The organism is Blastococcus sp. TF02-8 (genome assembly GCF_003319175.1).
Taxonomy (GTDB): domain Bacteria; phylum Actinomycetota; class Actinomycetes; order Mycobacteriales; family Geodermatophilaceae; genus Blastococcus.
This window is the reverse complement of record NZ_QOHK01000012.1, coordinates 24,428-48,713: the sequence shown is the minus strand read 5'-3', so window position 1 is coordinate 48,713 and position 24,286 is coordinate 24,428. Positions and strand designations below refer to the sequence as shown.

Here is a 24,286-nt window from a genome sequence, read left to right as displayed (position 1 = left end):
GGTGGCGCGCGGCCCTCCTGCCCGGGGCCGGACCGACGACGGCGGGCCCGGGCGACCTGCGCCCGGACCCGCCGTCGGGTCGACCTGGGCCGCGGGCCCGCCGGAGCGGGACCCGCGGCCGACGGTCACGGCTTGGTGGGAACCGTGATGTCGCCGTCGAGGATCTTCTTCTCGAAGTCCTTGATCTGGTCGGCGATGTCGTCGATGTAGCCACCGGAGGTGGCCAGGCCGACGCCGCCCGTGGACAGGTCGTTGACGATGTCCGTGGCGCCCTCGACGTCACCCTCGGCGTAGGCCTTGATGAAGTTCTCGACGGCGTTGTCGACGCGCTTGAGCATCGAGGTCATGATCACGGCCTGCTGGTCGGGCGAGGCGGTCAGGTACTGGTCGGAGTCGACGCCGATGGCCCGCTTGCCGGCCTCGACGGCCGCCTCGAAGACACCCTTGCCGGAACCGCCGGCGGCGTGGAACACGATGTCCGCGCCGTTCTGGTACATGCCCTGGGCGACGAGCTTGCCCTTCTGCGGGTCACCGAAGCCGCTGAAGTCACCGGCCGGGGACAGGTACTGGACCTGGACCTGGATGTCGGGCTTGACGGCCTTGGCACCGGCCTGGAAGCCGGCCTGGAACTTCTCGATCAGCGGGCTCTGCACGCCACCGACGAAGCCGACGTTGTTCGTCTCGGTCTTCAGCGCGGCGGCGACGCCGGCCAGGAAGGACCCCTGCTCCTCGGCGAAGAGGAGACCGGTGACGTTGTCGCCCTTCTTGCCGTCGGCGTTGGAGCCGTCGACCTGCGCGAAGGTGGTGTCGGGGAACTGCGGCGCGACCTCGGCGATGACGTCGTCGTAGTTGAAGCCGACGGCGATGACCGGGTTGTAGCCGGCCTCGGCGAGCTGGGTCAGCAGCTCGGCGCGGTTGGAGGCGTCGTCGTTCGGCGAGAGCTCCTGCACCTTGCCGCCGAGGTCCTTGATGGCCTTCTCGACGCCCGCGACGGCGGAGTCGTTGAAGGACTGGTCGCCACGGCCGCCGGTGTCGAAGGCCAGGCCGATCTTCAGGTCGCCGTCGCTGCCGCCCTTGCTGCCCGCGCCGCTGTCCTTCTCGTCGCTGGCACAGGCCACCAGGGCCAGGCTGCCGGCCAGCAGCAGCGCCGCGGCCTTCGTCATCCGCGCTCGGCGCAAGACGATCTCCTCTGTGTGGGGGACGCGCCGCTCGCGGCCGCGCGTCCGGAATCGGACATCCGGTGCCGCCGGGCCGCGTGCGCGGCCCCGGGAGGCACCCGGCAGCGACGCTAATCGCGGCCCCTACGGGCGCTACAAGCTCTGCTGCGGACTGAGACCCGATCGTTGCGAAGGCTCATCCGTTCGGGGCGCCCGGACGGCGCGCAGGGTGCCGCAGGTCACGCGGCCTACGGTGCCGGCATGCGACGACGCCGCGCCGTGCCCCTGCTGGCCGCCGCCGCCCTCCTCGCCCTCCTCGCGGGCGGTCCCGCGGCGGCCGCACCCGCAACCGACCCGACGTCGGCGGCGCGCCCCACCGCGGACACCGCGGCACCCACCCCGTCGGCACCGCTCACCGGGCCGCCCGAGCGGGGCACCGCGCCCGACGGGAGCACGGTCGGTGGGCAGCGCCTGGGGTCCCGCGGGACCGTGGTGGCCGACGGCGCGCCGCCGCTGCCGGCCGGCATCACCGCCACCGCCTGGCTGGTGGCCGACGCCTCGTCGGGTCGGGTCCTCGCCGCCCGGGACGCGCACGGGCGCCACTACCCGGCCAGCACCCTGAAGACCCTCACCCTGCTCACGCTGGTGCCCCGGCTCGACCCGGCACAGGTCGTGGAGGCCACGCCGGAGGACGAGCAGGTGGAGGGCAGCCGGGTCGGGCTCGTGGCCTGCGGGCGCTACCCCGTGTCGTTGCTGTTCGAGGCGCTGGTGCTGCAGTCGGGCAACGATGCCGCCTCCGCCCTCGCCCGCGTCGCCGGCGGGCAGGAGGCGACGGTGGCGGCGATGAACCGCACCGCGTCCGACCTCGGCGCCTACGACACGGTGGCCGGGAACCCCTCGGGGCTCGACGTGGCCGGACAGACGACCTCGGCCTACGACCTGGCCCTGATCTTCCGCGCGCTGCTCGAGGAACCCGCGGCCGCCGCGGTGCTGCGCGTCCCCACCGCCGCCGTCCCACCGGTCGAGGGCCGCTCCCCCGGGTTCCAGATCCAGAACCAGAACCCCCTCGCCGGCTACCCGGGCGGGCTCGGCGGGAAGACGGGGTTCACCGATGCGGCCCGGCACACCTTCGTCACCGGGGCCGAACGGGACGGACGACGGCTGGTCGTGAGCGTCCTGGACACCGAGAACGTGCCGCTGCGGGCGGCCGACCAGGCGGCGCTGCTGCTCGACTGGGGGTTCGCCGTCCCTCCGGCGACACCCGGCGTCGGCCGGCTCGTGCGCCCCGGTGACCTGCTGGCGGCACCGGCGCCCGCCCCGGCCGCCACCCCTGCGCCCCCGCGCCCCGGGGCGGGGCGGACCACCGGTGCCGCCACGCCGTGGCTGCTGCCCGCCCTCGGGGGCGCGGCGGTCCTCAGCGCGACGCTGCTGGGCGCCGGATCGGCTCGACGTCGCCGGGTCCGACCGGCGGCGGAGCCTCCTGCGCGAGGCCGGCGGCCGTCCAGGCGGCGGTGAAGAAGGCGAACCGCGCCACCAGGTTGATCCAGACGAGCACGCCCACGGCGCCGCCGAACGCCGACGCCGTGACGCTGTCGGAGATCAGCGAGAGGTAGTACCCGCCGATCAGCTTGAGCACCTCGAAGCCGACCGCGCCGAACAACGCCCCGGGCAGCAGCCGCCGCACCGGGTTGGTCACCCCCGGCACCACGCGCAGCAGCCACAGGAAGACGACGACGTCGCCGGCCATGGCCAGCCCGATGCCCAGCAGCCAGGTCAGGACGCCGTACCCCGGTTCGTCGGCGAGGTCGAGGAAGTCCAGCACCCGGGACGAGGCCTGGCTGACCAGACCGGTGAGCCCGAGGCTGGCCACCCCCACCGCGCCGAGCGCCACGAGGGCCACGACGTCCTGCAGGTTGTCGCGCAGGAACTCCGGCTCGTCGACCCGGCCCTTCCAGATGCGCTCCATCCCCACCCGCAGCTTGTCCATCGTGCGCAGGCCGGCGTACAGGAATCCGGCGAGCCCGATCAGCCCGACCACACCCGCGGAGTCGATGGCGCCGGAGAGCTGTTCGACCAGCCGCCGGCCCAGCCCGCCGGGGAACGCCTCGCGGATGGCGCTGAACAGCTCGCGCTGGAGCAGCTCGTCGCCGGCGAGCACCAGACCGATGATCGAGGCGACCAGCAGCAGGACCGGGAAGAGCGCGAGGAAGGCGAAGTAGGTGACCCCGGCGGCCATCAGGTCGCCCTGGGTCCGCTGGTAGCGGCCACCGGCCCGGGCCAGACGGTCGAACCAGCCGTAGCGGGCGCGGGTGGCGGAGACGACGGCGTCGACCCGGTCCCACAACCGGACCGGCCACGCCCTGGCGGCCGGCGGGTCATCGGGGCGCGACGAGCTCACCACCCGAGTCTGCTGGCCGGCCCGCTGCGCCGCCGGTCAGGCGCCGCTCGGGTGCTCCGGCCCGGTGAGCGGGTACTGGCGGACGACGGCCCACTCCCCCGACGGGGTCTGCTCGAACTCGGTGAACGCCTCGACCCGGAACTCCGCGGACAGGTCCTGCAGCCCGGCGTAGGCCACCTCGAGCATGTCCGCCGGGACGTCGTGCGCAACGGTGACGTGCGGGTGGTACGGGAAGGACAGCGAGCGGTCCAGCGGGCCCTGCCGGACGTCGTTGGCCAGCAGCTCGCAGTTGCCGATCCCCCGCGCGACGGCGACGAACACGACGTCGGAGACCGGCTTGAACGTCCCGGTGCCGGCCAGGTGCATGTCGAACGGCGGATGGCTGGCCGCGACGGCCGCGAGGTGCTCCGACACGGCCGCGCGGTCGGTCCGGGGGACCTCGGTCGGCGGCAGCAGCGTCACGTGCGGCGGGACCGCCCGCGCCTGCGGGTCGCCCACCTTGGCCCGCCAGTCGACCAGGAGCGCCGCCCACGGCTCGGGCACCGGCACGATGACGCCGATCACCGAGGTCTCCGGCGGACCGGCGAGGCGGCCGACGAACGTGTCGTCGTTCATGCCGCCGGGCCCGCCGGCAGGAGGAACCCCACGCGCTCGTACACGTCGGCCACGGTGCGCGCGGCCACCTCGCGCGCCCGCGCGGCGCCGGAGGCGAGGATCCGCTCCAGCTCGGCGCGGTCGTCCAGCAGCTCCTGGGTGCGCTGCTGCACCGGCGTCACGAACTCGACGACGACCTCGGCGAGCTCCTTCTTCAGGTCGCCGTAGCCGCGGCCGGCGAAGTGCTCCTCCAGGTCCGCCACCGACGTACCCGACAGGGCGCTGTGGATGGTCAGCAGGTTGGTGACGCCGGGCTTGTTCTCGCGGTCGGCCACGACCTCCCTGCCGGTGTCGGTGACCGCCGACCGGATCTTCTTCGCCGTCACCTTCGGGTCGTCCAGCAGCTGGACGCACCCGGCCGGCGGCAGGCTCTTGCTCATCTTCTTCTCCGGCGACTGCAGGTCCATGACCCGCGCCCCCGCCTCCGGGATGAAGCCCTGGGGGACGGTGAACGCCTCGCCGAAGCGGTTGTTGAACCGGGTGGCGACGTCGCGGGTGAGCTCGAGGTGCTGCCGCTGGTCGTCGCCCACCGGCACCAGGTCGGCCTGGTAGAGGAGGATGTCGGCGGCCATGAGCACGGGATAGGTGAACAGCCCGACCGACGAGCCGTCGGCGCCCTCGCGCTGGCTCTTGTCCTTGAACTGCGTCATCCGGCTGGCCTCGCCGAAGCGTGCGATGCACTCCAGCACCCACGACAGCTGCAGGTGCTCGGGCACGTGGCTCTGCACGAACAAGGTGCTGCGCGCCGGGTCGACGCCGAGCGCGAGCAGCTGCGCGGCCGAGGTGAGGGAGTTCCGCCGGAGCTCCTCGGGGTCCCAGTCCATCGTGATCGCGTGCAGGTCGACGACGCAGTAGAAGGCGTCGTGGCCGTCCTGCAGGGCGACCCACTGGCGCAGCGCGCCGAGGTAGTTGCCGAGGTGGAAGGAGCCCGCCGTCGGCTGGATGCCGGACAGCACTCGGGGAAGAGCCACGTCGGCCATCAAACCAGCCGTCGAGCGGCAAGGTTCCGGCCTCCCCCGTCCCGCCGGGCCCGCGACCCCTCCCTGAGGCGCCGCGTTGCTGGTCACCGGGCCAGTGCGTCGTCCAGTGCGGCGAGGAAGACGTCGTCCTCCTCCGGGGTGCCGACGGTGACCCGGATCCCCTCGCCGGCGAACGGCCGGGTGATGACCGCACGGGCCTCGAGCGCGGCGGCCAGCTCCGCCGTCCGCTCCCCCACGGGCAGCCAGACGAAGTTCGCCTGGCTGTCGGCGACCTCCAGTCCCCGGTCCCGCAGCGCGCCGGTCAGCCGCTCCCGCTCGGCGGTCACGGCGGCACAGCGGCGGCGGACCTCGTCCTCGCTGGCGAGCGCCGCGACCGCCGCCGCCTGGGCGACCATGCCCACGCTGAAGGGCAGGTGGGTCCTGCGCACCGCGTCGGCCACCGCCGGGTCCTCGGCGAGCAGGTAGCCGACCCGCAGCCCGGCCAGCCCCCAGGCCTTGGAGAAGGTGCGGAGGACGGCGACGTTCGGCCGCCCGCGCATCAGCTCGACGCCGTCGGGCACCTCGGGGTCGGTGACGAACTCGCGGTAGGCCTCGTCGAGCACCACGAGGGTCCCGGCCGGGACCGCGTCGAGGAACCGCTCCAGCTCCGGACGGTGCACCGCCGTCCCGGTGGGGTTGTTCGGGTTGCAGACGAAGACCAGCCGGGTGCTGTCGTCGAGGGCCGCGGCCAGTGCGTCGAGGTCGTGGGTGTCGGGCGACCCGCCGTCGCGCCCCGGGACCAGCGGCACCTGGACGGCGCGGGCGCCGGCGACCCGGGCCAGCAGCGGATACATCTCGAAGGAGCGCCAGGCGAAGGCGATGCTCGAGCCCGGGTCGTTGTAAGCCTGGGCGAGCTCCTGGCAGATCGCCACCGCCCCGCAGCCGGTGGCGACCTGGGTGGGGTCGACGCCGTAGCGGTCGGCCAGCGCCCGGGTGAGGACGACGGCGCCGTTGTCGGGATAGCGGTTGGTCTCCGCGACCGTCGCGGTCACCGCGTCGACGACGGCGGGCAGCGGCGGGAAGGCGACCTCGTTGCTGGCCAGCTTGACCGCCCGCTCCACGCCGATCTCGCGCGCCAGGTCGGCGGGGTTGCGGCCGGGCTTGTAGGCCGGGAGCGACTGCACCGCAGCACGGGGACTGACCATCGAGTTCCTCCACCTCCGCAGGCGCCCCCATAAGGTGGGGCCATGCGCGTACTCGTCGCCGGCGGAGCCGGCTACATCGGCAGCGTAGTGACGGCGGCGCTGCTGGCCGGCGGCCACGAGGTCACCGTCCTCGACGACCTCTCGACCGGCCACGCCGACGCGGTCCCCGAGGGGGCCACGCTGGCCCAGGTCTCCCTGCACGACTCCGCTCCGGTGCTGGCCGAGGTGCGCCCCGAGGCGGTGCTGCACTTCGCGGCGAAGTCGCTGGTCGGCGTCTCCCAGCAGCAGCCCGAGGACTACTGGCACACCAACGTGGGTGGCTCCTTCGCCCTCCTGGAGGCCATGCGGGCGGCCGACTGCCGCCGGATCGTGTTCTCCTCCACCGCGGCCACCTACGGCGAGCCGGACCAGGTGCCGATCCGCGAGGACGCGCCCACCCGGCCCACCAACACCTACGGCGCCTCGAAGCTCGCCGTCGACCACATGCTGACCTCCTACGCGGTGGCGCACGGGTTCGCTGCGGTGAGCCTGCGCTACTTCAACGTCGCCGGCGCCGCCTACGGCCTCGGGGAACGGCACGCCACCGAGACCCACCTCATCCCGATCGCGCTGCAGGTCGCTGCGGGTCAGCGGGAGTCGCTGACGGTCTACGGGCAGGACTACCCGACGCCCGACGGCACCTGCATCCGCGACTACGTGCACGTCGAGGACCTGTCCGACGCGCACCTGCTGGCGCTGCCGGCGCCCGCGGCGGGCGAGCACCGGATCTACAACCTGGGCAACGGGACCGGCTTCTCGGTGCAGGAGGTCGTCGAGGCCGCCCGCGAGGTCACCGGCCACCCGATCCCGGTGACCGTCGGCGAGCGGCGGGCCGGGGACCCGGCGCAGCTGGTGGCCTCCAGCGACCGGATCCGGGCAGACCTCGGCTGGGCGCCGAAGCACACCGACCTGGTCGGCATCGTGCGCGACGCCTGGGACGTCGCGCAGGCCCGGCGCTAGCCGACCTCGGTGCGGTCGGCGGCGTCCTGTGGGACGTCGCCGGCCGGGGGCGGGCTGACCAGGATGCGGGCGATGCGTCGCCCGTCGAGCTCGACCACCTCGATGCGGCGTCCCTCCACCTCGACGGTGTCGCCCACCTCGGGCAGCCGGCCCAGCTCGGCCAGCACGTAGCCGGCCGCCGTCTCGTAGGGCCCTTCCGGGAGCGCCAGCCCGGTGGCCTCGGTGAAGTCGTCCAGGTTGAGCAGGCCGTCGACCTCCCGCGGGGCGTCGGGCGACTGCCGGGCCTCGGGCTCGACCTCCTCGTCGTACTCGTCGTAGATCTCGCCGATGACCTCCTCGATGAGGTCCTCCAGCGTCACGATCCCGTCGGTGCCGCCGTACTCGTCGACGACGATGGCAAGGTGCTGGTTCTCCCGGCGCATCTCGCTGAGCACGGTGAGGACGGCGGCGGTGCCGGGCAGGCGCGTGACCTCGCGGGCCAGGTCGCCCACGGTGGCCGCCCGCCCCGCGGGGTGGTTGGGCAGGAACAGGTCGCGGACGTGCACGAAGCCGAGCACGTCGTCCTGGTCCCGCCCGGCCACCGGGAACCGGGACCAGTTGGACTCCGCCACCAGCTTCGCCGCGCGGCTGGCGGTCATCGAGGCGTCGAGGAACTGGACCTCGGTGCGCGGGGTCATCACCTCGCGCACCTCGCGCTCGCCGGCGCGGAAGACCTCGTCGATGAGCCGGCGCTCGTCGCTGCTCAGCGACTCGTGCGCGGCGACCAGGTCGCGGAGCTCCTCCTGGCTGATCGACTCGCCGCTGGCCCTGGGGTCCCCGCCCAGCAGGCGCACCAGTCCGTTGGTCGACTTCGACAGCAGCCAGATGATCGGGCGGGACAGCTTGGCGATGGCGTTGAGCGGCGCGGCGACGACGAGCGAGAAGCCCTCGGCCCGCTGCAGCGCCAGCCGCTTCGGCGTCAGCTCACCGACGACCAGTGACAGGTAGCTGATGACGATCGTGACGAGCACCAGCGCCAGCGTGCCGGCGAGGCCCTCGCTCATGCCGCGCGTCTCCAGGAAGGCGGCAAGCGGGCGGGACAGCGTGCTGGCACCGAAGGCCGCGGAGAAGAACCCGGCGAGGGTGACGCCAACCTGCACCGCCGCGAGGAACTGGTTCGGGTCCTTCAGCAGCTTCTGGACCGCCTGGCCGCGCCGCCCCTGCTCGGCCATGGCGCGCACCTGACCCTCGCGCAGCGAGACCAGGGCGATCTCCGCGCCGGCGAAGGCCCCGCCGATCAGCACGAAGAGGACGACCATGACGATGTTGAGCCATACGTCGCTCACCGGCGGCGTGCTCCTCAGGGGTTGGTTCGGGGGTGGGACTCCCCCATGGTGCCTGGTCGTCGCACTCGAAGGAGGCCCGCGCACCCCCTTCGAGCGTGGACGGTGAGCCGCATCTCCCCGGATGGTCGCCGTGTGCGGCGCAGCTGCGTCGGCGCGAGCAGTCCCCGACGGACCGCCGTCCACAGGACGAGAACACGTCGGTGGCCCCCTCGGACGAACCGAGGGGGCCACCGGCGTGGATCGACGGTCCTACGTCAGGCCATGGCCTTCTGCAGGTTGGTGTCGATGGCCGCCAGGAAGTCCTGGGTGTTCAGCCACGGCTGGTCCTTGGAGATCAGCAGTGCCAGGTCCTTGGTCATCTGGCCGCTCTCGACGGTCTCGATGCAGACCCGCTCGAGGGTCTCGGCGAACCGGGTCACCTCGGGGGTGCCGTCCAGCTTGCCGCGGTGCGCGAGGCCCCGGGTCCAGGCGAAGATCGACGCGATCGGGTTGGTCGAGGTCTCCTTGCCCTGCTGGTGCTGCCGGTAGTGCCGGGTCACGGTGCCGTGGGCGGCCTCGGCCTCGACCGTGCGGCCGTCCGGGGTGGCCAGGACCGACGTCATGAGGCCGAGCGAGCCGAAGCCCTGGGCCACGGTGTCGGACTGCACGTCACCGTCGTAGTTCTTGCACGCCCAGACGTAGCCGCCCTCCCACTTGAGCGAGGCGGCGACCATGTCGTCGATGAGCCGGTGCTCGTAGGTGATGCCGGCGGCGGCGAACTTGTCCTTGAACTCGGACTCGAACACCTCCTCGAAGATGTCCTTGAACCGGCCGTCGTAGGCCTTGAGGATCGTGTTCTTCGTGGAGAGGTAGACCGGGTAGCCGCGGTCGAGGCCGTAGTTGAGCGAGGCCTTCGCGAAGTCGCGGATCGAGTCGTCGAGGTTGTACATCGACAGCGAGACGCCGGCGCCCGGGGCCTGGAAGACCTCGTGCTCGATGGGCTGCGAGCCGTCGTCCGGGGTGAAGGTGACGGTGAGCTTGCCCGAGGTCGGGAACTTGAAGTCGGTGGCGCGGTACTGGTCGCCGTAGGCGTGACGGCCGACGATGATCGGCTTGGTCCAGCCCGGCACCAGGCGCGGCACGTTCTGCATGATGATCGGCTCGCGGAAGATGACGCCGCCGAGGATGTTGCGGATCGTCCCGTTCGGGGAGCGCCACATCTTCTTGAGGCCGAACTCCTCGACCCGCGCCTCGTCGGGCGTGATGGTCGCGCACTTGACGCCGACGCCGTGCTTCTTGATGGCGTTGGCGGAGTCGATCGTCACCTGGTCGTCGGTGGCGTCGCGGTGCTCGATGCCGAGGTCGTAGTACTCGAGGTTGACGTCGAGGTACGGGAGGATCAGCTGGTCCTTGATGAACTGCCAGATGATCCGGGTCATCTCGTCGCCGTCGAGCTCGACGACGGTGCCCTCGACCTTGATCTTGCTCACGCGTTCTCCTTGTTGCTGTCGTGGCCCCGCTGCAGGGGCCCGCCGCGAGCGTGCGAGCGGTGGGGGGCAGCGGGGTCCTTCTTCAGAGGTCGGCTACGTCGGCCTGCTTCGCGCGCACCGCTTCGGCCGCCTCGCGCAGGCCCGCCAGCTCGTCGTCGGACAGGTTGCTCTCGACGACGCGCGTCACGCCGCCCCGGCCGATCTCGGCCTCCACCCCCAGGTACACCCCGGAGATGCCGTACTCGCCGTCCACCCAGGTGCACACCGGCATCACGGCGCCGGAGTCCTCCATGACCGCACGCGCCATGCGGGCGGCCGCGGCGGACGGAGCGTAGTAGGCCGACCCGGTCTTGAGCAGCGCGACCACCTCGGCGCCACCGTTGCGGGTGCGCTGCACGAGGTGCTCGATCCGGTCGGCGGGCAGCACGTCGGCCAGCGGCTTGCCCTCGACGGTGCAGCGCGAGGGCACCGGCACCATCGTGTCGCCGTGCGAGCCCAGGGTCAGCGTGCGCACCGAGGAGACGGGCACGCCGCACTCCTCGGCCACGAAGTTGGTGAAGCGGGCGGTGTCGAGCATCCCGGCCTGGCCCATGACCCGGTGGTGCGGGGAGCCGGTGGCGATCTGCGCCAGCGCGGTCATCTCGTCCAGCGGGTTGGAGACCACGATGACGACGGCGTCCGGCGAGGTCTTCGCGATGTTCTCCGAGACCTGGCGGACGATCCCCGCGTTGGTCTCGATGAGGTCCATGCGGCTCATGCCGGGCTTGCGGGGCAGCCCCGCGGTCACGACGACGACGTCGGACCCCTCGGTGCCCTCGTAGGAACCGCCGCCGACACCGACGACCTTCGTCTCGAAACCCTCGACGGGCCGGGACTGGTTCATGTCGAGGGCCAGGCCCTCGGGCTTGCCCTCCAGGATGTCGGTGAGGACGACGGTCTCGAAGACGTCGTACTCCGCGAGACGGAGAGCGGTGGTGGAGCCGTAGAAGCCGGCACCGACCACGGTGACCTTGCCGTTCCTGGGCTGCGCTGCCATGGCCGCCAACCTAGCCCTCACCGGCGTCCCCCGCTGCCGCGGGTCACGCGCCGGGGATGGCCAGCGCGAAGCCGGTCAGCACCAGTCCGGCGACCGAGAGCAGGACGACGTCGACCGCCCGGCTGCGGACCGCGAGGAAGCCGACCCGCCGCACCGGCAGCAGCAGCCGCAGCAGCGCGGCGCCGACCAGCGCCAGCCCGACGACGACGAGGCCGATCCGCCAGTGCTCGAAGGTGACCAGGAGCAGCCCGACACCCACCGCGACCAGCACCGCCAGCAGCGGCGCCTGGCGGACCAGGCCGGCCAGGAAGGGCCGGCGGACGTAGAGCGGCGGGCGGGTCACGCCGAGGCTGCCTGCTCGGCGGCGAGGACGACGTTCTGCAGCAGCATCGCCCGGGTCATGGGGCCCACTCCCCCGGGGTTCGGCGCCACGTGGCCGGCGACCTCGACCACGTCGGCCGCGACGTCGCCGGCGATCTTCCCGTCGACACGGCTGACCCCCACGTCGAGCACCGCGGCACCCGGCTTGACCATCCCGGCGGTGACCAGCCCAGGGACACCCGCTGCGGCGACCACGACATCGGCGGTGCGCACGTGCGCGGCCAGGTCGCGGGTGCCGGTGTGGCACAGGGTCACCGTCGCGTTCTCGCTGCGCCGGGTGAGGAGCAGGCCCAGCGGTCGTCCGACGGTGATGCCGCGGCCGATGACGACCACTTCCGCGCCGGCGAGCGGGACGTCGTACCGGCGCAGCAGCTCGACGATGCCGACCGGGGTGCACGGCAGTGGCCCGGGCACGCCGAGGAAGAGCCGGCCCAGGTTGACCGGGTGCAGCCCGTCGGCGTCCTTGGCCGGGTCCATGGCCTCGAGGACCGCGGACTCCTCGATGTGCTGCGGCAGGGGCAGCTGGACGATGTACCCGGTGCACGCCGGGTCGGCGTTCAGCTCGGCGACGACGTCGAGCACGTCCTGCTGGGTGGCGTCGGCCGGCAGCTCGCGCTGGATGCTGGCGATGCCGACCTGCGCGCAGTCGGAGTGCTTGGCGTTCACGTACCAGCGGCTGCCCGGGTCGTCGCCGACGAGCAGCGTGCCCAGGCCCGGCCGGTGCCCGGCCGCGGCGAGCGCTGCCACCCGCTCGGTGAGCTCGGTGCGGATCGCCGCCGCGGTGGCCTTGCCGTCCAGAGTCGTCGCGGTCACGCCGACAGTGTGCCGGAGGCGCCCCGGCGACGGGGTCGCGGTCCTAGGCTCGCGACCGGAGGTGCCCGATGACCGAGCGCGAGCAGGAACCGGCGACGACGGAGATGCCCGATCCGACCACGGCCGGCGCCACGGCGACGCCGACCTGGTCCAGCCGGCCCCCCGTCTTCCGGCGGTCGGACCCCGTGGCCGGGCTCCTGCTCGTGCTCGCCGGCCTGGCGGCGGGGGTCAGCCTGCCGCTCCGCTGGCTGGCCGACGACGACGGGACGGGGCTGGACCTGGTGCGGCGCGGGTTCCGGGGGCTCGGCGACGTCGTCGACACCGGGCTGTGGCAGCCCTTGGCCATCGTGCTCGGCGGCGCGCTGCTCCTCCTGCTCGGTCTGCTCGTGCTCCTGCCCGCGCGGACGCACCGGCTCCGTGGTGCGGCCGCGCTGGTCGTCAGCGGCCTGGTGGCGTGGGCGGTGCTGGTGCCGCTGGTCGCGGCCGGCCTCGACCTCGGGTTCTTCGACACCGGCTTCTGGTGCGCGATCGCCGTCGCCGTCCTCGGGCTGCTCGGCGCACTCAAGGCGCTGCTGACCCCGCCCCGGACGGCCTGAGGCTCAGTCGCCGACGTGGGCGCCGTGGGCGCGGGTGAACTGCACCGCCTGGGCGAGGTCGAGGCGCACGCCGGTGAGCTCGAAGGCCCGCCAGTTGATCTCGTCGGTCGAGGCGCCGCGCAGGTCGGCCCCGCGCAGCCTGGTGCCCTGGAGCCGGGCGCGGTCGAGGTTCGCGCGGGTCAGGTCGCACTCGCGCAGGTCGGCGTCGGTGAGGTCGGCCTCGCGGAACCGCTGACCGGAGAGGTCGAGGCCGGAGAGGTCGGCGCCCCGCAGCGAGGTGAAGCTCCAGTCGCACTCGGTCGCCGTCATCGGCCGCAGGTGGGCACCCGGGAAGTGCGAGCCGGTGAGCTTGCACCCGTCCCAGGTGACGTCGATGAGCCGCGCCCGGTCGAACCGGCAGGAGAGGAACGCCGACCCGAGGTGCCGCGCTCCGGCCATGCGCACGCCGGTGAGCACGCAGTTCTCGAAGACGCAGCGGCGGGTGACCAGCTCCTCCAGCCCGGCGTCGTCGAACCGGCAGTCCACGAACGTGACCCCGTCGAGCTCGACGCCCCACCAGTCGACGCGCGCGAAGTCCTCCCCCTCGACCTCCGCGCCGGCCTCCGGCGGCCCGACGTGCGGCTTCGGCCCCGTGTGGGGACGCGCCGCGGGCTTGCGAGCGGAGGGGGGTCGAAGGACCCCGTCCTCCCCACCCTTCGCACGCTCAGGGCGGGACCCGGGACGCGGCCGCATCAGTGGGCGAAGTGGCGGGTGCCGGTCAGGTACAGCGGCACTCCGGCGGCCGCGGCGGCGGCGACGACCTCCTCGTCGCGCACCGACCCGCCCGGCTGCACGACAGCGCGCACGCCGGCGTCCAGCAGCACCTGGAGGCCGTCGGCGAAGGGGAAGAACGCGTCGGAGGCCGCGACCGATCCGGCCGCCCGCTCCCCCGCCCGCGCCACGGCCAGACGTGCGGAGTCGACCCGGTTGACCTGGCCCATGCCGACGCCCACGGTCGCCCGGTCGTGGGCGAGCAGGATCGCGTTGCTCTTGACCGCCCGCACCGCCCGCCAGGCGAAGACGAGATCGTCCAGGCCGGCGGCGTCCAGCGGCTCACCGGTGGCCAGGGTCCACGTGGTCGGGTCGTCGCCCACGGCGTCGATGCGGTCGACCGTCTGCATCAGCAGCCCCCCGCCGATCGGCCGGATCTCCGCGCCGCCCGAGGGCAGGTGCGGGAGCCGCAGCAGCCGGACGTTCTTCTTGGCGGTCAGCACCCGCAGGGCGTCGTCGGTGAAGGAGGGCGCCACGACGACCTCGGTGAACACCTCCGCGACCTGCTCGGCCATCGTGAGGTCGACCTCGCGGTTGGCCGCGATGACCCCACCGAACGCCGACAGCGGGTCGCAGGCGTGCGCCTTGCGGTGCGCGGCGGCGATGTCGGCGCCGACCGCGATCCCGCACGGGTTGGCGTGCTTGATGATCGCCACGGTCGGCTCGTCGTGGTCGTGGGCCGCCCGCCACGCGGCGTCGGTGTCGACGTAGTTGTTGTAGGACATGGCCTTGCCGTGGAGCTGCTCGGCGTGCGCCAGCCCCGGCGTCGCCCCACCCCGGTACAGCGCCGCCTGCTGGTGCGGGTTCTCGCCGTAGCGGAGGACGTCGGCGCGCTCCCAGCTCGCCCCGACCCAGGACGGGAACGGCGCCCCCTCGTCGGGCGCCAGCACGCTGCCCATCCAGGAGGCGACGGCGATGTCGTAGCTCGCGGTGTGCCGGAACGCGGCGGCTGCCAGCTTCTGCCGCCCGGCCAGCGTGAAGCCACCGGCGGAGACGGCGGCGAGGACGTCGTCGTAGTTCGCGGGGTCGACCACGACGGCGACCGACGGGTGGTTCTTCGCCGCCGCCCGCACCATCGCGGGACCGCCGATGTCGATCTGCTCGACGCACTCCTCGGGAGCGGCACCGGAGGCCACCGTCTCGGTGAAGGGGTAGAGGTTCACCACCACGAGGTCGAAGGCGGCGATGTCCAGCTCCCGGAGCTGCGCCACGTGCTCGGGCTTGCGCCGGTCGGCCAGGATCCCTGCGTGCACCGACGGGTGCAGCGTCTTGACCCGCCCGTCGAGGCACTCCGGGAAGCCGGTCACCTGCTCCACCGGCGTCACCGGTACGCCTGCCTCGGCGATGCGGCGGGCGGTCGCCCCGGTGCTCACCAGCTCGACGCCGGCGGCGGCCAGCCCTCGGGCCAGCTCCTCGATGCCGGTCTTGTCGTAGACGCCCAGCAGGGCGCGACGGATGGGAGTGCGGTCGCTCATCGGGGGCTCTTCCTCGTCCGGGTGACGAACGCCGCCACCGTCTCCACCAGGAGCTCGCGCTCCACGTCCTTGATCCGCTCGTGCAGGGTCGCCTCGTCGTCGCCGGGCAGCACCGGCACCTCCCGCTGCGCCAGCACCGGCCCGGTGTCCACCCCGGCGTCGACCAGGTGCACCGTGGAACCGGTCACGGCGGCGCCGGCGGCCAGCGCGTCCCTGACCGCGTGCGCGCCGGGGAACAGCGGCAGCAGCGCCGGATGGGTGTTGAGCAGCCGGCCCTCGAACCGGCCGAGAACGGCCGGTCCGACGATCTTCATGAAGCCGGCCGATACCACCAGGTCGGGCGCGAAGCCGGCGATCCGCTCGGCGAGCGCACGGTCCCAGGTGGAGCGGTCGGGGTGCTCGCCCAGGGCCGTGACGAAGGTCGGGACGTCGCGACGGCGGGCGTGCTCCAGCCCGGGCGCGTCCCGGTCGGCACCGACGGCGACGACCTCGGCGGGATAGCCGGGATCGTCGGTCGCGGCGAGCAGCGCGGCGCACAGCGATCCGGTGCCCGACAGGAGGACGACGGTGCGTGCCCGCGGGGCAGGCTCGTCGACGGGCACGACGGCGACACTAGCCGGGGTGCAGGAGGCACCCGCGGGCCTCCCCGCTAGCCGAGGGCCCGCCATCGGGTCACGGCGGCGGCCAGGGCCGCCGCGATGCCGCTCTGCGCGGCGACGGCGATGCCCGTCGCCACCGCAGGGGCGCCGACGACCGCCAGCGCCCCGTCGCCCAGCGAGCCGCCACCCACCCAGACGAGCAGCCCGGAGACCACCCCGAGCACCCCGCCGGCCAGGACGCCGGCGAGCCCCGCGCTCACCGAGCCCCCGTCGGTGTCCCCGAACCAGCGGCCCACCGTCCTGCCCGCCACCAGGCCCGCGACGACCGGCACGACCTGGGAGGCGAACGCGACCAGCGGCACCGCCTGGGTGTCGGGCAGGGCGGCCAGCAGAGGGAGCGCCGGGACCGGCCCGAGCGTGACCCCGTGGACGGACACGAGCGTGCCCGCGCCGACGTGGAACCCGGGCCCTGCAGCGAGCCCGAGGGCGGCGAGGGATGCGTTGGGCAGCAGCAGCGCGCCCAGGCCCAGCAACCCGACCGTTCCGGCCGCGGCGCCCCCGAGCGACCCGGACACGGCGGCGTAGCCGGACGCATCGCTGGCCAGCGCGATCGCCACCACGCAGGAGGAGAGCGCCACCGCCGTGAGCAGGCCCGCTGCCACGCCACGCAGCACCGGCCGGGTCACGCCGGGCAGCCGGTCGAGGCCGGCGTCCAGGAGCCCCGACTCCCGTCCGGCGCCCCAGCCGACGCCCAGCAGGGCCAGCACGAGCGGCCCGAGCGCGGTACGCAGCCAGCCGACGCCCACCCCGTCGCCCCCGGCGAGGAGGGCGACCAGCGCGGTCAGCGCGACGTGCAGGGCGACGACGACGGCGGCCGACCGCAGCACCCGACCGCCGCCCGGGTCGTCGTCCAGGGTCCGGACGGCGACCCGCCCGGCCCAGGACAGCCCCCGCGCCAGCAGCAGGGTGAGCAGCAGGGGGGCCAGCACCAGGGGGCCCGACGACAGCGTCAGCTCGCCGCCCTGGGCGAGCAGCCACAACCTGGCGGCGAGGACGGCCGAGGCGCCGGTGGACATGCCCCCGGCCGGGTCGAGCGTCTGCACGACGACGACCGCGAGGCCGAGACCGAGCAGCCCGACCACCGTGACGGCGACCGCTGCGACGGCGGTCAGGACGACGGCCGGAGCCGGTCGCGCGGCCTGGCCGTCGTCCCGCCGGAAGGGCGAGCGTGCGAGCAGGGCGACCACACCCCCACTCTTCCAAGCCGCCGCCGACGATGCCCGGCGCACGCGCCGGGGCGACCCGCCGGAGCCTGCCGGGATCAGGTGTCCGTGCGGGGTCGCTCACTCTCCGCAGCCGGCGGCGGGCCCTGCGGCGGAGCGGCCGGGCCCGGAGGCTGCGCCTGCCACGGGGCGGCCGCCGGGGGCTGCGCGGGATGGGCGGGATGGGCGGGATGGGCCGGCGGGTACGGCTGCTGCCCGTACCCGGGGTGCCCCGGCCAGCCCGGCCCCGCCGGTGCGCTCGGGCGGGCGGGGCGTTCGCGCAGGTCCCGGCGCAGGGCCAGCCCGGCCACGACGGTGAGGGCGGCGGCGACGAGGAAGCCCAGCAGCGCCCAGAAGGAGAAGGCGTACCGCAGCGTGTCCAGCCACGCGAAGAACGTGAGGACCAGTCCCAGCGCCGCCAGCCCGACGGTCACGCCCGCTCTCGGGAAGGTCACCGTGGCCTTCACGAAGCCGGGCAGTACCGCCCAGGCGGCAGCCAGCAGGAACAGGACGAAGGCCGAGACGACCATCGAGTCCTCCAGCCCGCTGAAGGTCACGCCGAAGGTCTCGTCGCCGAAGCGCCACCACGGCAGGAAGCCGACCAGGAGGAACAGCCCCGCGAGCCCGGCCACGACCCAGTCGAGCCGGCCCACGCGCGTGAGGTCGACGGAGAACTCGGCGCCCGTGCCGGGCGGGCGGCGGTACGGGTTCGGCGACCCGTACGGCGGCTGTGCGTACTGGGGCGGGTAGCCGGGCCGGCCGTACGGCTGCCCCGGGAAGGGCTGCTGTCCGTAGTAGGGCTGGCCCGGGTACTGCGGCTGGCCCGGGTACTGCGGCTGGCCCGGGTACTGCGGCTGGCCCGGGTACTGCGGCTGCCCCTGGTACGGCTGGGTGCCGGCGAACGGCGGCTGACCGTAGTAGGGGGGCTGTCCGGGGTACTGCGGGCCCGGCTGGCCGTAGGGCTGGCCGGCGTACGGCTGGGCGTAGGGCTGCTGGGGAGCCTGCCCGTACAGCGGCTGGCCGACATGCGGCGGGACCTGCGGAGCGCCGCCGTCGGGTCGGCCGACCTGCCCCGGACCCGCCGCGCCGGCCGCGGAGGAGCCGTGCGCCTCCGGCCCCTGCGTCGGCTGTCCGCCGGACGGGGGTGGCCCGCCCTCGGGCGGGTGCGGGGGCTGACTGGCGGTCACAGGCTCTCCTCCGGACGGGACGTGTCCCCATGATCGTGACGGCGTCCGCTGGCGGGACGCAACGCAGGAGGCGGCGCGTCGTCCCGATCCGCGCGGGAACGACGCTGCCCGGCACCCCGAGACGGGGTACCGGGCAGCGGCGGGGTACGGGAAGGTGGTCCTTGCTCAGGCGCCGACGATCTCCCGCATGAGCTTCGCCGTCTCCGACGGGGTCTTGCCCACGCGCACACCGGCGGCCTCGAGGGCCTCCTGCTTGGCCTGGGCGGTGCCGGCCGAGCCGGACACGATCGCACCGGCGTGGCCCATCGTCTTGCCCTCGGGCGCGGTGAAGCCCGCGACGTAGCCGACGACCGGCTTGGTGACGTTGGCCTTGATGAAGTCCGCGGCACGCTCCTCGGCGTCGCCACCGATCTCACCGATCATCACGATGGCCTCGGTCTCCGGGTCGTCCTGGAACGCCTGGAGGGCATCGATGTGCGTGGTGCCGATGACCGGGTCGCCGCCGATGCCGATGGCGGTGGAGAAACCGATGTCCCGGAGCTCGTACATCATCTGGTAGGTCAGCGTGCCCGACTTCGACACCAGGCCGATCTTGCCCTGCTTGGTGATGTTGGCCGGGATGATGCCGGCGTTCGAGCGCCCGGGGCTGATCAGGCCGGGGCAGTTCGGGCCGATGATGCGGGTCGAGCCACCCTGGGCGTGCGCCCAGAAGTAGGTCGAGTCGTGCACCGGGATGCCCTCGGTGATGACGACCGCGAGCCCGATCTGGGCGTCGACGGCCTCGATCACGGCGGCCTTGGCGAACGGCGGCGGCACGAAGATGACGCTGACGTCGGCGCCGGTCTCCTTCATGGCCTCGGCGACACCGCCGAACACCGGGACGCTGGCGCCGTCGAAGTCGACGCTGGTGCCGGCCTTGCGGGGGTTCACGCCACCGACGATGGCGGTACCGGAGGCGAGCATGCGCTGCGTGTGCTTGCTGCCCTCGGAGCCGGTCATGCCCTGGACGATGACCTTGCTGTTCTCGTTGAGGAAGATCGACATCTGCTGTGTCCTAGTCCGGAGTCGGGGCGATCAGGCGGCGAGCTCGGCGGCCCGGCGCGCGGCGCCGTCCATCGTGTCGACCACGGTCACCAGCGGGTGGTTGGCCTCGGCGAGGATCCGCCGGCCCTCCTCGACGTTGTTGCCGTCGAGACGGACGACCAGGGGCTTGGTGGCCTCGTCGCCGAGGATGCTCAGCGCGGAGACGATGCCGTTGGCGACGGCGTCGCAGGCGGTGATGCCACCGAAGACGTTGACGAACACGCTCTTGACGTCGGGGTCGGAGAGGATGATCTCCAGACCGTTGGCCATGACCTCGGCCGAGGCGCCGCCACCGATGTCGAGGAAGTTGGCCGGCTTGACGCCACCGAACTCCTCACCGGCGTAGGCGACGACGTCGAGGGTGCTCATGACCAGGCCGGCACCGTTGCCGATGATCCCGACCTCGCCCTGCAGCTTGACGTAGTTGAGGTCCTTCTCCTTGGCGCGCGCCTCGAGCGGGTCGGCGGCGGCGACGTCCTCGAGAGCGGCGTGCTCGGTGTGCCGGAAGCCGGCGTTCTCGTCGAGGGTGATCTTGGCGTCGAGCGCGAGGACGGTGCCGTCGGGCGCCTTGGCCAGCGGGTTCACCTCGACCAGGGTGGCGTCCTCCTTGGAGAAGACGTCCCACAGCTGGACGGCGATCGCGATGACCTGGTCACGCACCTCGGCGGGGAAGTTCGCGGCGTCGACGATCTCGGCGGCCTTCTGCGCGTCGACCCCCACGGAGGCGTCGACGGGGATGCGGGCCAGCGCCTCGGGGCGCTCGACGGCGAGCTGCTCGATCTCCATGCCGCCCTCCTTCGAGGCCATGGCCAGGAAGGTCCGGTTCGACCGGTCGAGCAGGTAGGAGAAGTAGTACTCCTCGGCGATGTCGGACGCCTGGGCGACCATCACCTTGTGGGTGATGTGCCCCTTGATGTCCAGACCGAGGATGTCCTGGGCGCGGGCGCGCGCCTCGTCGGCGTCGGCAGCCAGCTTGACGCCGCCGGCCTTGCCGCGACCGCCGACCTTCACCTGCGCCTTGACGACGACCTGCTGCCCGATCTCGCGGGCGATCGCCTCCGCCTGCTCGGGCGTCTCCGCCACGCCGCCGGGAAGCACGGGGACGCCGTGCGAGGCCAACAGGTCACGGGCCTGGTACTCGAAGAGATCCACGAACAGGCACCGTAGCCCGCCCGTAACCGAACCGCTGCCCCGGGCGTTGAGGAGATGGGTCCGGCGTGGGGCGCATCACACGCTTCCTCACCCGTTCGCACCAGGAACGGGACCGGACCACCGCGCGCCATCGACCCGAGGAGCCCTCGTGCGCCGCACCGCGACCGCCCTGCTCACCTCCGCGCTGGCCGCCGGAGGGATCGCCGGCCTCGTCCCGCACGCCTCCGCCGCCGAGCCGATCGTGCCGCGGGACCTGACCATCACGGTGACCGGGCTGGGGCCGGAGAAGCGGACCTGCAGGGTCGATGCCGACCTCTACGTCCCGCGCGGGGTCGACGCCGCCCACCCGGCCCCCGCGCTGCTGGTGACCAACGGCTTCGGCGGCGACAAGACCGACCAGGCCGGGCTGGCCCAGGGCTTCGGGCGGCAGGGCTACGTCACCCTCTCCTACACCGGCCTCGGCTTCGTCGACGGCGATCTCTGCCCCATCACCCTGGACGACGTCGAGCACGACGGGGCGGCGGCCAGCCAGATGCTGCGCTTCCTCGGCGGGGACCCCTCGGTCGTGGCGATCGACGACCGGACGAAGCAGCGCGTGGTCGTCGACCAGGTCGTGCGCGAGGACGCCGCCGCCGCGGCCACCGGGAACGGCAAGGGCAAGGGCAACGGCAACGGCAAGGGCAACGGCAACGGCAACGGCAACGGCAACGGCAAGGGGCAGGAGAAGAAGACCGCCCCCACCTACGACCCGCAGGTCGGCATGCTCGGGGGCTCCTACGGCGGCCAGATCCAGTTCGCGACCGCGGCCGCCGAGCGCCGCTGGGGCACCGACCGGCTGGACGCGATCGTCCCCACGATCACCTGGAACGACCTCGCCTACTCCCTCGCCCCGGAGAACAGCGCCCTCCCCGGGAGCACCGCCGCCGCGGGGTCGGTCAGCTCCACGGGGACCGGCGTCTTCAAGTACCAGTGGGCCGCGCTGTTCACCGCGCTTGGTGCCATCAGCGGGGTGCAGGACCTGCAGGCCCTGGCCGACCCCGCGCGCTGGCAGGCGTTCACGCAGCGGACCTGCGTGAACTTCGAGCCCGAGGTGTGCCGTGCGCTCGCCGAGGTGGCGGTGCAGGGGTACCCCAGCCAGGCCTCCATCGCCTTCCTGCGGTCGAACTCGGTGGCGAGCTACATGGGCCAGGTCCGGGTGCCCACGCTGCTGATGCAGGGGCAGGCCGACACGCTGTTCAACCTGCAGGAGTCGGTGGCCACCTACACGGCGCTGAAGAAGCAGACCGACGTCTCCCTCGTCTGGCAGTCCTTCGGGCACAGCGACTCGACACCGGCCCCCGGAGAGATGGATCTGAGCAACCCGGAGAGCACCTACCTCGGCAAGCAGGCGCTGGCGTGGCTGGACCACTACGTCCGCGGCCAGGGGCCGAAGCCCGCGCCGACCTTCTCCTACTACCGCGACTGGCTCGCCGACGAGGGCCCGGCCGCCGCGTACGCGCGCACGAGCAGCTACCCGGTGGGCTCGGACCGGAGCTTCTACCTCTCCGGCACCAGCACCCCGCTCGCCGACGGCGCGCTGGTGACCGATCCCGGCCAGGTGCAGCCCGGTGTCAGCTCCTACTCCGGCGTCGCGCCGATCGGGCCCAACTACACCGAGACCTCGTTCCTCGACCAGAGCGGACCGGTCACCGACCCGGCCGGCACCGCGATCCGTTTCTCCAGCGCCAGGCTGAGCGCCCCCATGGACGTCGTCGGCTCCCCCCGGCTGACCGTGCAGCTGACCTCGCCCGCGGTCGCGGTCACGCAGCGCGGCGGTCCGGTGGGGCAGCTGGTCGCCTACGCGAAGGTCTACGACATCGGCCCGGACGGGAAGACCGTCGAGCTGCCGCACCGGCTCATCTCGCCGGTGCGCGTCACCGACGTCACCAAGCCGGTGACCATCGAGCTGCCGGGGATCGTGCACCGCTTCGAGGCCGGGCACCAGCTCGCCGTCGTGCTGGCCGGCGGCGATCTCGCCTACCGCGGCGCGACGCTCCCCCAGCCGGTCAGCCTGGTCACCGGCCCCGGGTCGGTGCAGAAGCTGACCGTGCCGGTCGTCTGAGGGATGCGGGGCTCAGGCCCCGGCGGGGGCGCCCACGTGGGTGCGCACCCAGTCCACGATCTCGGTCGTGGTCGCGCCCGGGGTGAAGACCCCTTCGACGCCGAGCCGCCGGAGCTCGGGGACGTCCTCCTCCGGGATGATGCCGCCGCCGAAGACGACGACGTCGTCGATCCCGCGCTCGCGCATCAACTCGGCGAGCCGGGCGAAGAGGGTCATGTGGGCGCCGGAGAGCACCGACAGGCCGACGGCGTCGGCGTCCTCCTGCACCACGGTCTCCACGATCTGCTCGGGGGTCTGGTGCAGGCCGGTGTAGACGACCTCCATGCCGGCGTCGCGCAGCGCTCGCGCGACCACCTTGGCGCCGCGGTCGTGCCCGTCGAGGCCCGGCTTGGCGATGACCACCCGGATGCGTTCGTCCACCACGTGCCGGAGCTTAGGACCGCGACGGCTCCGGCGACACCGTCCCCACCTCGGGGGGTCAGCCCCCCGAGCGACGGGCGCGCCACGCGCCGAGGGTGAGGAGCACGTAGGCCGGCCCCAGCGCCAGCAGCCCGATCCCGGCGACCGTCCACTCCAGCCCGTCGGAGGACGCCGCGTCCTCGAGCCCGCCCAGGCCCGCGGCCAGGACGGTGACGGTCAGGGCCAGGAGACCGCCGACGAGGGCCAGCCGGGGGCGCAGCGAGGGCACCACCACGGAACAGAGCAGGAGCGCCCCTGCGAGGAGCAGGCCGCCCAGCAGCGCCAGGCCGGGGCGCTCGAGCAGGGCCTGCGGCCCCTCCTGGGCCACGACCGTCTGCATGCCCGTGGCGGGGTCGGTGCGCAGCTGGTCCGGGACGTCGGCGGCCGGGACGGTGAGGCAGATGACCGTGGCCACCCCCAGCAGCACGGTGGCTCCGGCGAGCGAGGAGCGCACGGGGTCCAGCGGGCCGCGGTCCTCCATCACGGTGCGGCCCCAGGCGGCCGTCCCGGTGACGGCGGCGGCGACGGTGAGCAGCAGGGCCACCACGCCCAGCACCCAGCCGGCACCGATCTCGATACCGCTGGTCAGGACCACCTCGCCGGCCAGCACCTCGACTCCCGGCCGGGACGTCGAGCTGACCCCGCGGTACGCCTCGATCAGCAGCTGCCCGACCCCCAGCGCGCCGGCGACTCCCGCGTACGCGAGCCCGAACTTCGGGACCCGGCGGCGCAGCAACGTCGTCCCCACCGCCGCCTGGACGACAGGGACCAGCAGCGCCACGAGTGCACTGCCGAGCCCCCGCACCTGACGGAGCTCCTGGCCGTCGACGGTCAGGTAGGCGGGGACGACGGCGAGGGCGCCGGCCAGTCCGGACAGCAGGAGCAGGAGCCCGGTCACCGGGACCAGCGGCGGCACCGTGCCCACGATCAGCCGGTCCCCGCTGGCGGGCGGCGAACCGGGTGACGCGGGCGCCGTCCCGCGTCGGGCGGTCGCTCGGGTGCGGTCGGTCCCGGGGCGGGCGTCGCGGGCGGACACGGTTCTCCCTCGGCTGGCTCGGTCACGAACAGGCCACGATCGACGAGAGAAGCGCGCCAGGGATGTGACGCCCACCACACGCAGGCATTACCGTCGGGTGAACGGAGCACTGCACGTGCACCGCCGCCGG

Annotated in this window: 23 protein-coding genes; 4 read left to right on the top strand and 19 right to left on the bottom strand. The window is 73.6% G+C overall.

Annotation, left to right across the window (positions count from 1 at the left end):
- Positions 1-125: 125 nt before the first annotated feature.
- On the bottom strand, positions 126-1,163 hold the full coding sequence (locus DQ237_RS17880; RefSeq protein WP_113801497.1) for a BMP family protein: 1,038 nt from the start codon (positions 1,161-1,163) through the stop codon (positions 126-128).
- 255 nt (positions 1,164-1,418) lie between these two features.
- On the opposite strand from DQ237_RS17880, the gene DQ237_RS17875 reads away from it, so the two are divergent.
- The gene (locus tag DQ237_RS17875; protein ID WP_113801496.1) at positions 1,419-2,672 is read left to right on the top strand and encodes a D-alanyl-D-alanine carboxypeptidase family protein; all 1,254 of its coding nucleotides are present in this window, start codon (positions 1,419-1,421) and stop codon (positions 2,670-2,672) included.
- Here DQ237_RS17875 and DQ237_RS17870 read toward each other — a convergent pair.
- The 4 genes from DQ237_RS17870 to hisC all read right to left on the bottom strand — a co-directional run bounded on the left by DQ237_RS17870 (position 2,572) and on the right by hisC (position 6,373).
- Positions 2,572-3,555, bottom strand: coding sequence for a YihY/virulence factor BrkB family protein (locus DQ237_RS17870; protein ID WP_240619717.1), 984 nt, complete (start codon positions 3,553-3,555; stop codon positions 2,572-2,574). The two genes, DQ237_RS17875 and DQ237_RS17870, sit on opposite strands and share 101 nt — an antisense overlap.
- Positions 3,556-3,591: 36 nt before the next feature.
- Positions 3,592-4,170 carry a 2'-5' RNA ligase family protein gene (locus DQ237_RS17865; RefSeq protein WP_113801494.1) on the bottom strand — a complete coding sequence of 193 codons (579 nt, stop codon included), beginning with the start codon at positions 4,168-4,170 and terminating at the stop codon, positions 3,592-3,594.
- Positions 4,167-5,189, bottom strand: coding sequence for a tryptophan--tRNA ligase (trpS, locus tag DQ237_RS17860; RefSeq protein WP_113801493.1), 1,023 nt, complete (start codon positions 5,187-5,189; stop codon positions 4,167-4,169). Before trpS ends, DQ237_RS17865 begins: the two co-directional genes overlap by 4 nt.
- Positions 5,190-5,272: 83 nt before the next feature.
- Positions 5,273-6,373 (bottom strand): histidinol-phosphate transaminase, encoded by a 1,101-nt coding sequence (gene hisC, locus DQ237_RS17855; protein WP_113801492.1) that lies wholly within the window; start codon positions 6,371-6,373, stop codon positions 5,273-5,275.
- Positions 6,374-6,415: 42 nt separating this feature from the next.
- On the opposite strand from hisC, the gene galE reads away from it, so the two are divergent.
- On the top strand, positions 6,416-7,372 hold the full coding sequence (gene galE, locus DQ237_RS17850; RefSeq protein WP_113801491.1) for a UDP-glucose 4-epimerase GalE: 957 nt from the start codon (positions 6,416-6,418) through the stop codon (positions 7,370-7,372).
- Here galE and DQ237_RS17845 read toward each other — a convergent pair.
- The 5 genes from DQ237_RS17845 to DQ237_RS17825 all read right to left on the bottom strand — a co-directional run bounded on the left by DQ237_RS17845 (position 7,369) and on the right by DQ237_RS17825 (position 12,396).
- On the bottom strand, positions 7,369-8,697 hold the full coding sequence (locus DQ237_RS17845; RefSeq protein ID WP_113801490.1) for a hemolysin family protein: 1,329 nt from the start codon (positions 8,695-8,697) through the stop codon (positions 7,369-7,371). The two genes, galE and DQ237_RS17845, sit on opposite strands and share 4 nt — an antisense overlap.
- A gap of 254 nt (positions 8,698-8,951) precedes the next feature.
- Positions 8,952-10,166, bottom strand: coding sequence for an NADP-dependent isocitrate dehydrogenase (locus tag DQ237_RS17840; RefSeq protein WP_113801489.1), 1,215 nt, complete (start codon positions 10,164-10,166; stop codon positions 8,952-8,954).
- 82 nt (positions 10,167-10,248) lie between these two features.
- Positions 10,249-11,202 carry a malate dehydrogenase gene (mdh, locus tag DQ237_RS17835; protein WP_113801488.1) on the bottom strand — a complete coding sequence of 318 codons (954 nt, stop codon included), beginning with the start codon at positions 11,200-11,202 and terminating at the stop codon, positions 10,249-10,251.
- A 43-nt stretch (positions 11,203-11,245) separates the two neighbouring features.
- Positions 11,246-11,545, bottom strand: coding sequence for a DUF3017 domain-containing protein (locus DQ237_RS17830; RefSeq protein WP_113801487.1), 300 nt, complete (start codon positions 11,543-11,545; stop codon positions 11,246-11,248).
- Positions 11,542-12,396, bottom strand: a complete 855-nt coding sequence (locus tag DQ237_RS17825; protein ID WP_113801486.1) for a bifunctional methylenetetrahydrofolate dehydrogenase/methenyltetrahydrofolate cyclohydrolase — start codon at positions 12,394-12,396, stop codon at positions 11,542-11,544. The genes DQ237_RS17830 and DQ237_RS17825 overlap by 4 nt, the downstream gene beginning before the upstream one ends.
- Before the next feature lie 68 nt (positions 12,397-12,464).
- On the opposite strand from DQ237_RS17825, the gene DQ237_RS17820 reads away from it, so the two are divergent.
- Positions 12,465-12,992, top strand: a complete 528-nt coding sequence (locus tag DQ237_RS17820; RefSeq protein ID WP_240619716.1) for a hypothetical protein — start codon at positions 12,465-12,467, stop codon at positions 12,990-12,992.
- Positions 12,993-12,995: 3 nt separating this feature from the next.
- On the opposite strand, the gene DQ237_RS17815 is transcribed toward DQ237_RS17820, so the two are convergent.
- The 7 genes from DQ237_RS17815 to sucC all read right to left on the bottom strand — a co-directional run bounded on the left by DQ237_RS17815 (position 12,996) and on the right by sucC (position 20,560).
- Positions 12,996-13,517 carry a pentapeptide repeat-containing protein gene (locus DQ237_RS17815; RefSeq protein ID WP_240619715.1) on the bottom strand — a complete coding sequence of 174 codons (522 nt, stop codon included), beginning with the start codon at positions 13,515-13,517 and terminating at the stop codon, positions 12,996-12,998.
- Between the two features lie 206 nt (positions 13,518-13,723).
- Positions 13,724-15,277, bottom strand: a complete 1,554-nt coding sequence (purH, locus tag DQ237_RS17810) for a bifunctional phosphoribosylaminoimidazolecarboxamide formyltransferase/IMP cyclohydrolase (RefSeq protein ID WP_113801484.1) — start codon at positions 15,275-15,277, stop codon at positions 13,724-13,726.
- Entirely contained in the window at positions 15,274-15,879 is a 606-nt protein-coding gene (gene purN / locus DQ237_RS17805; RefSeq protein WP_240619714.1) for a phosphoribosylglycinamide formyltransferase, read from the bottom strand. The genes purH and purN overlap by 4 nt, the downstream gene beginning before the upstream one ends.
- Before the next feature lie 47 nt (positions 15,880-15,926).
- On the bottom strand, positions 15,927-17,123 hold the full coding sequence (locus tag DQ237_RS17800) for a DUF6350 family protein (protein ID WP_113801482.1): 1,197 nt from the start codon (positions 17,121-17,123) through the stop codon (positions 15,927-15,929).
- Between the two features lie 74 nt (positions 17,124-17,197).
- Positions 17,198-18,325, bottom strand: coding sequence for a DUF5336 domain-containing protein (locus DQ237_RS19980; RefSeq protein WP_205730275.1), 1,128 nt, complete (start codon positions 18,323-18,325; stop codon positions 17,198-17,200).
- 165 nt (positions 18,326-18,490) lie between these two features.
- Positions 18,491-19,369: a succinate--CoA ligase subunit alpha gene (sucD, locus tag DQ237_RS17790; RefSeq protein ID WP_113801481.1), complete on the bottom strand. Its 879-nt coding sequence runs from the start codon at positions 19,367-19,369 to the stop codon at positions 18,491-18,493.
- A gap of 30 nt (positions 19,370-19,399) precedes the next feature.
- Positions 19,400-20,560, bottom strand: a complete 1,161-nt coding sequence (gene sucC / locus DQ237_RS17785; RefSeq protein ID WP_113801533.1) for an ADP-forming succinate--CoA ligase subunit beta — start codon at positions 20,558-20,560, stop codon at positions 19,400-19,402.
- A 148-nt stretch (positions 20,561-20,708) separates the two neighbouring features.
- Here sucC and DQ237_RS17780 point away from each other — a divergent pair, with 148 nt between their 5' ends.
- Positions 20,709-22,661, top strand: a complete 1,953-nt coding sequence (locus tag DQ237_RS17780) for a CocE/NonD family hydrolase (RefSeq protein ID WP_166509670.1) — start codon at positions 20,709-20,711, stop codon at positions 22,659-22,661.
- A 12-nt stretch (positions 22,662-22,673) separates the two neighbouring features.
- On the opposite strand, the gene DQ237_RS17775 is transcribed toward DQ237_RS17780, so the two are convergent.
- A complete protein-coding gene (locus DQ237_RS17775) occupies positions 22,674-23,084 on the bottom strand; it encodes a cobalamin B12-binding domain-containing protein (RefSeq protein ID WP_205730274.1) in 411 nt (136 codons plus the stop codon).
- Positions 23,085-23,139: 55 nt separating this feature from the next.
- Entirely contained in the window at positions 23,140-24,156 is a 1,017-nt protein-coding gene (locus tag DQ237_RS17770; protein ID WP_240619713.1) for a hypothetical protein, read from the bottom strand.
- Positions 24,157-24,286 lie beyond the last annotated feature (130 nt).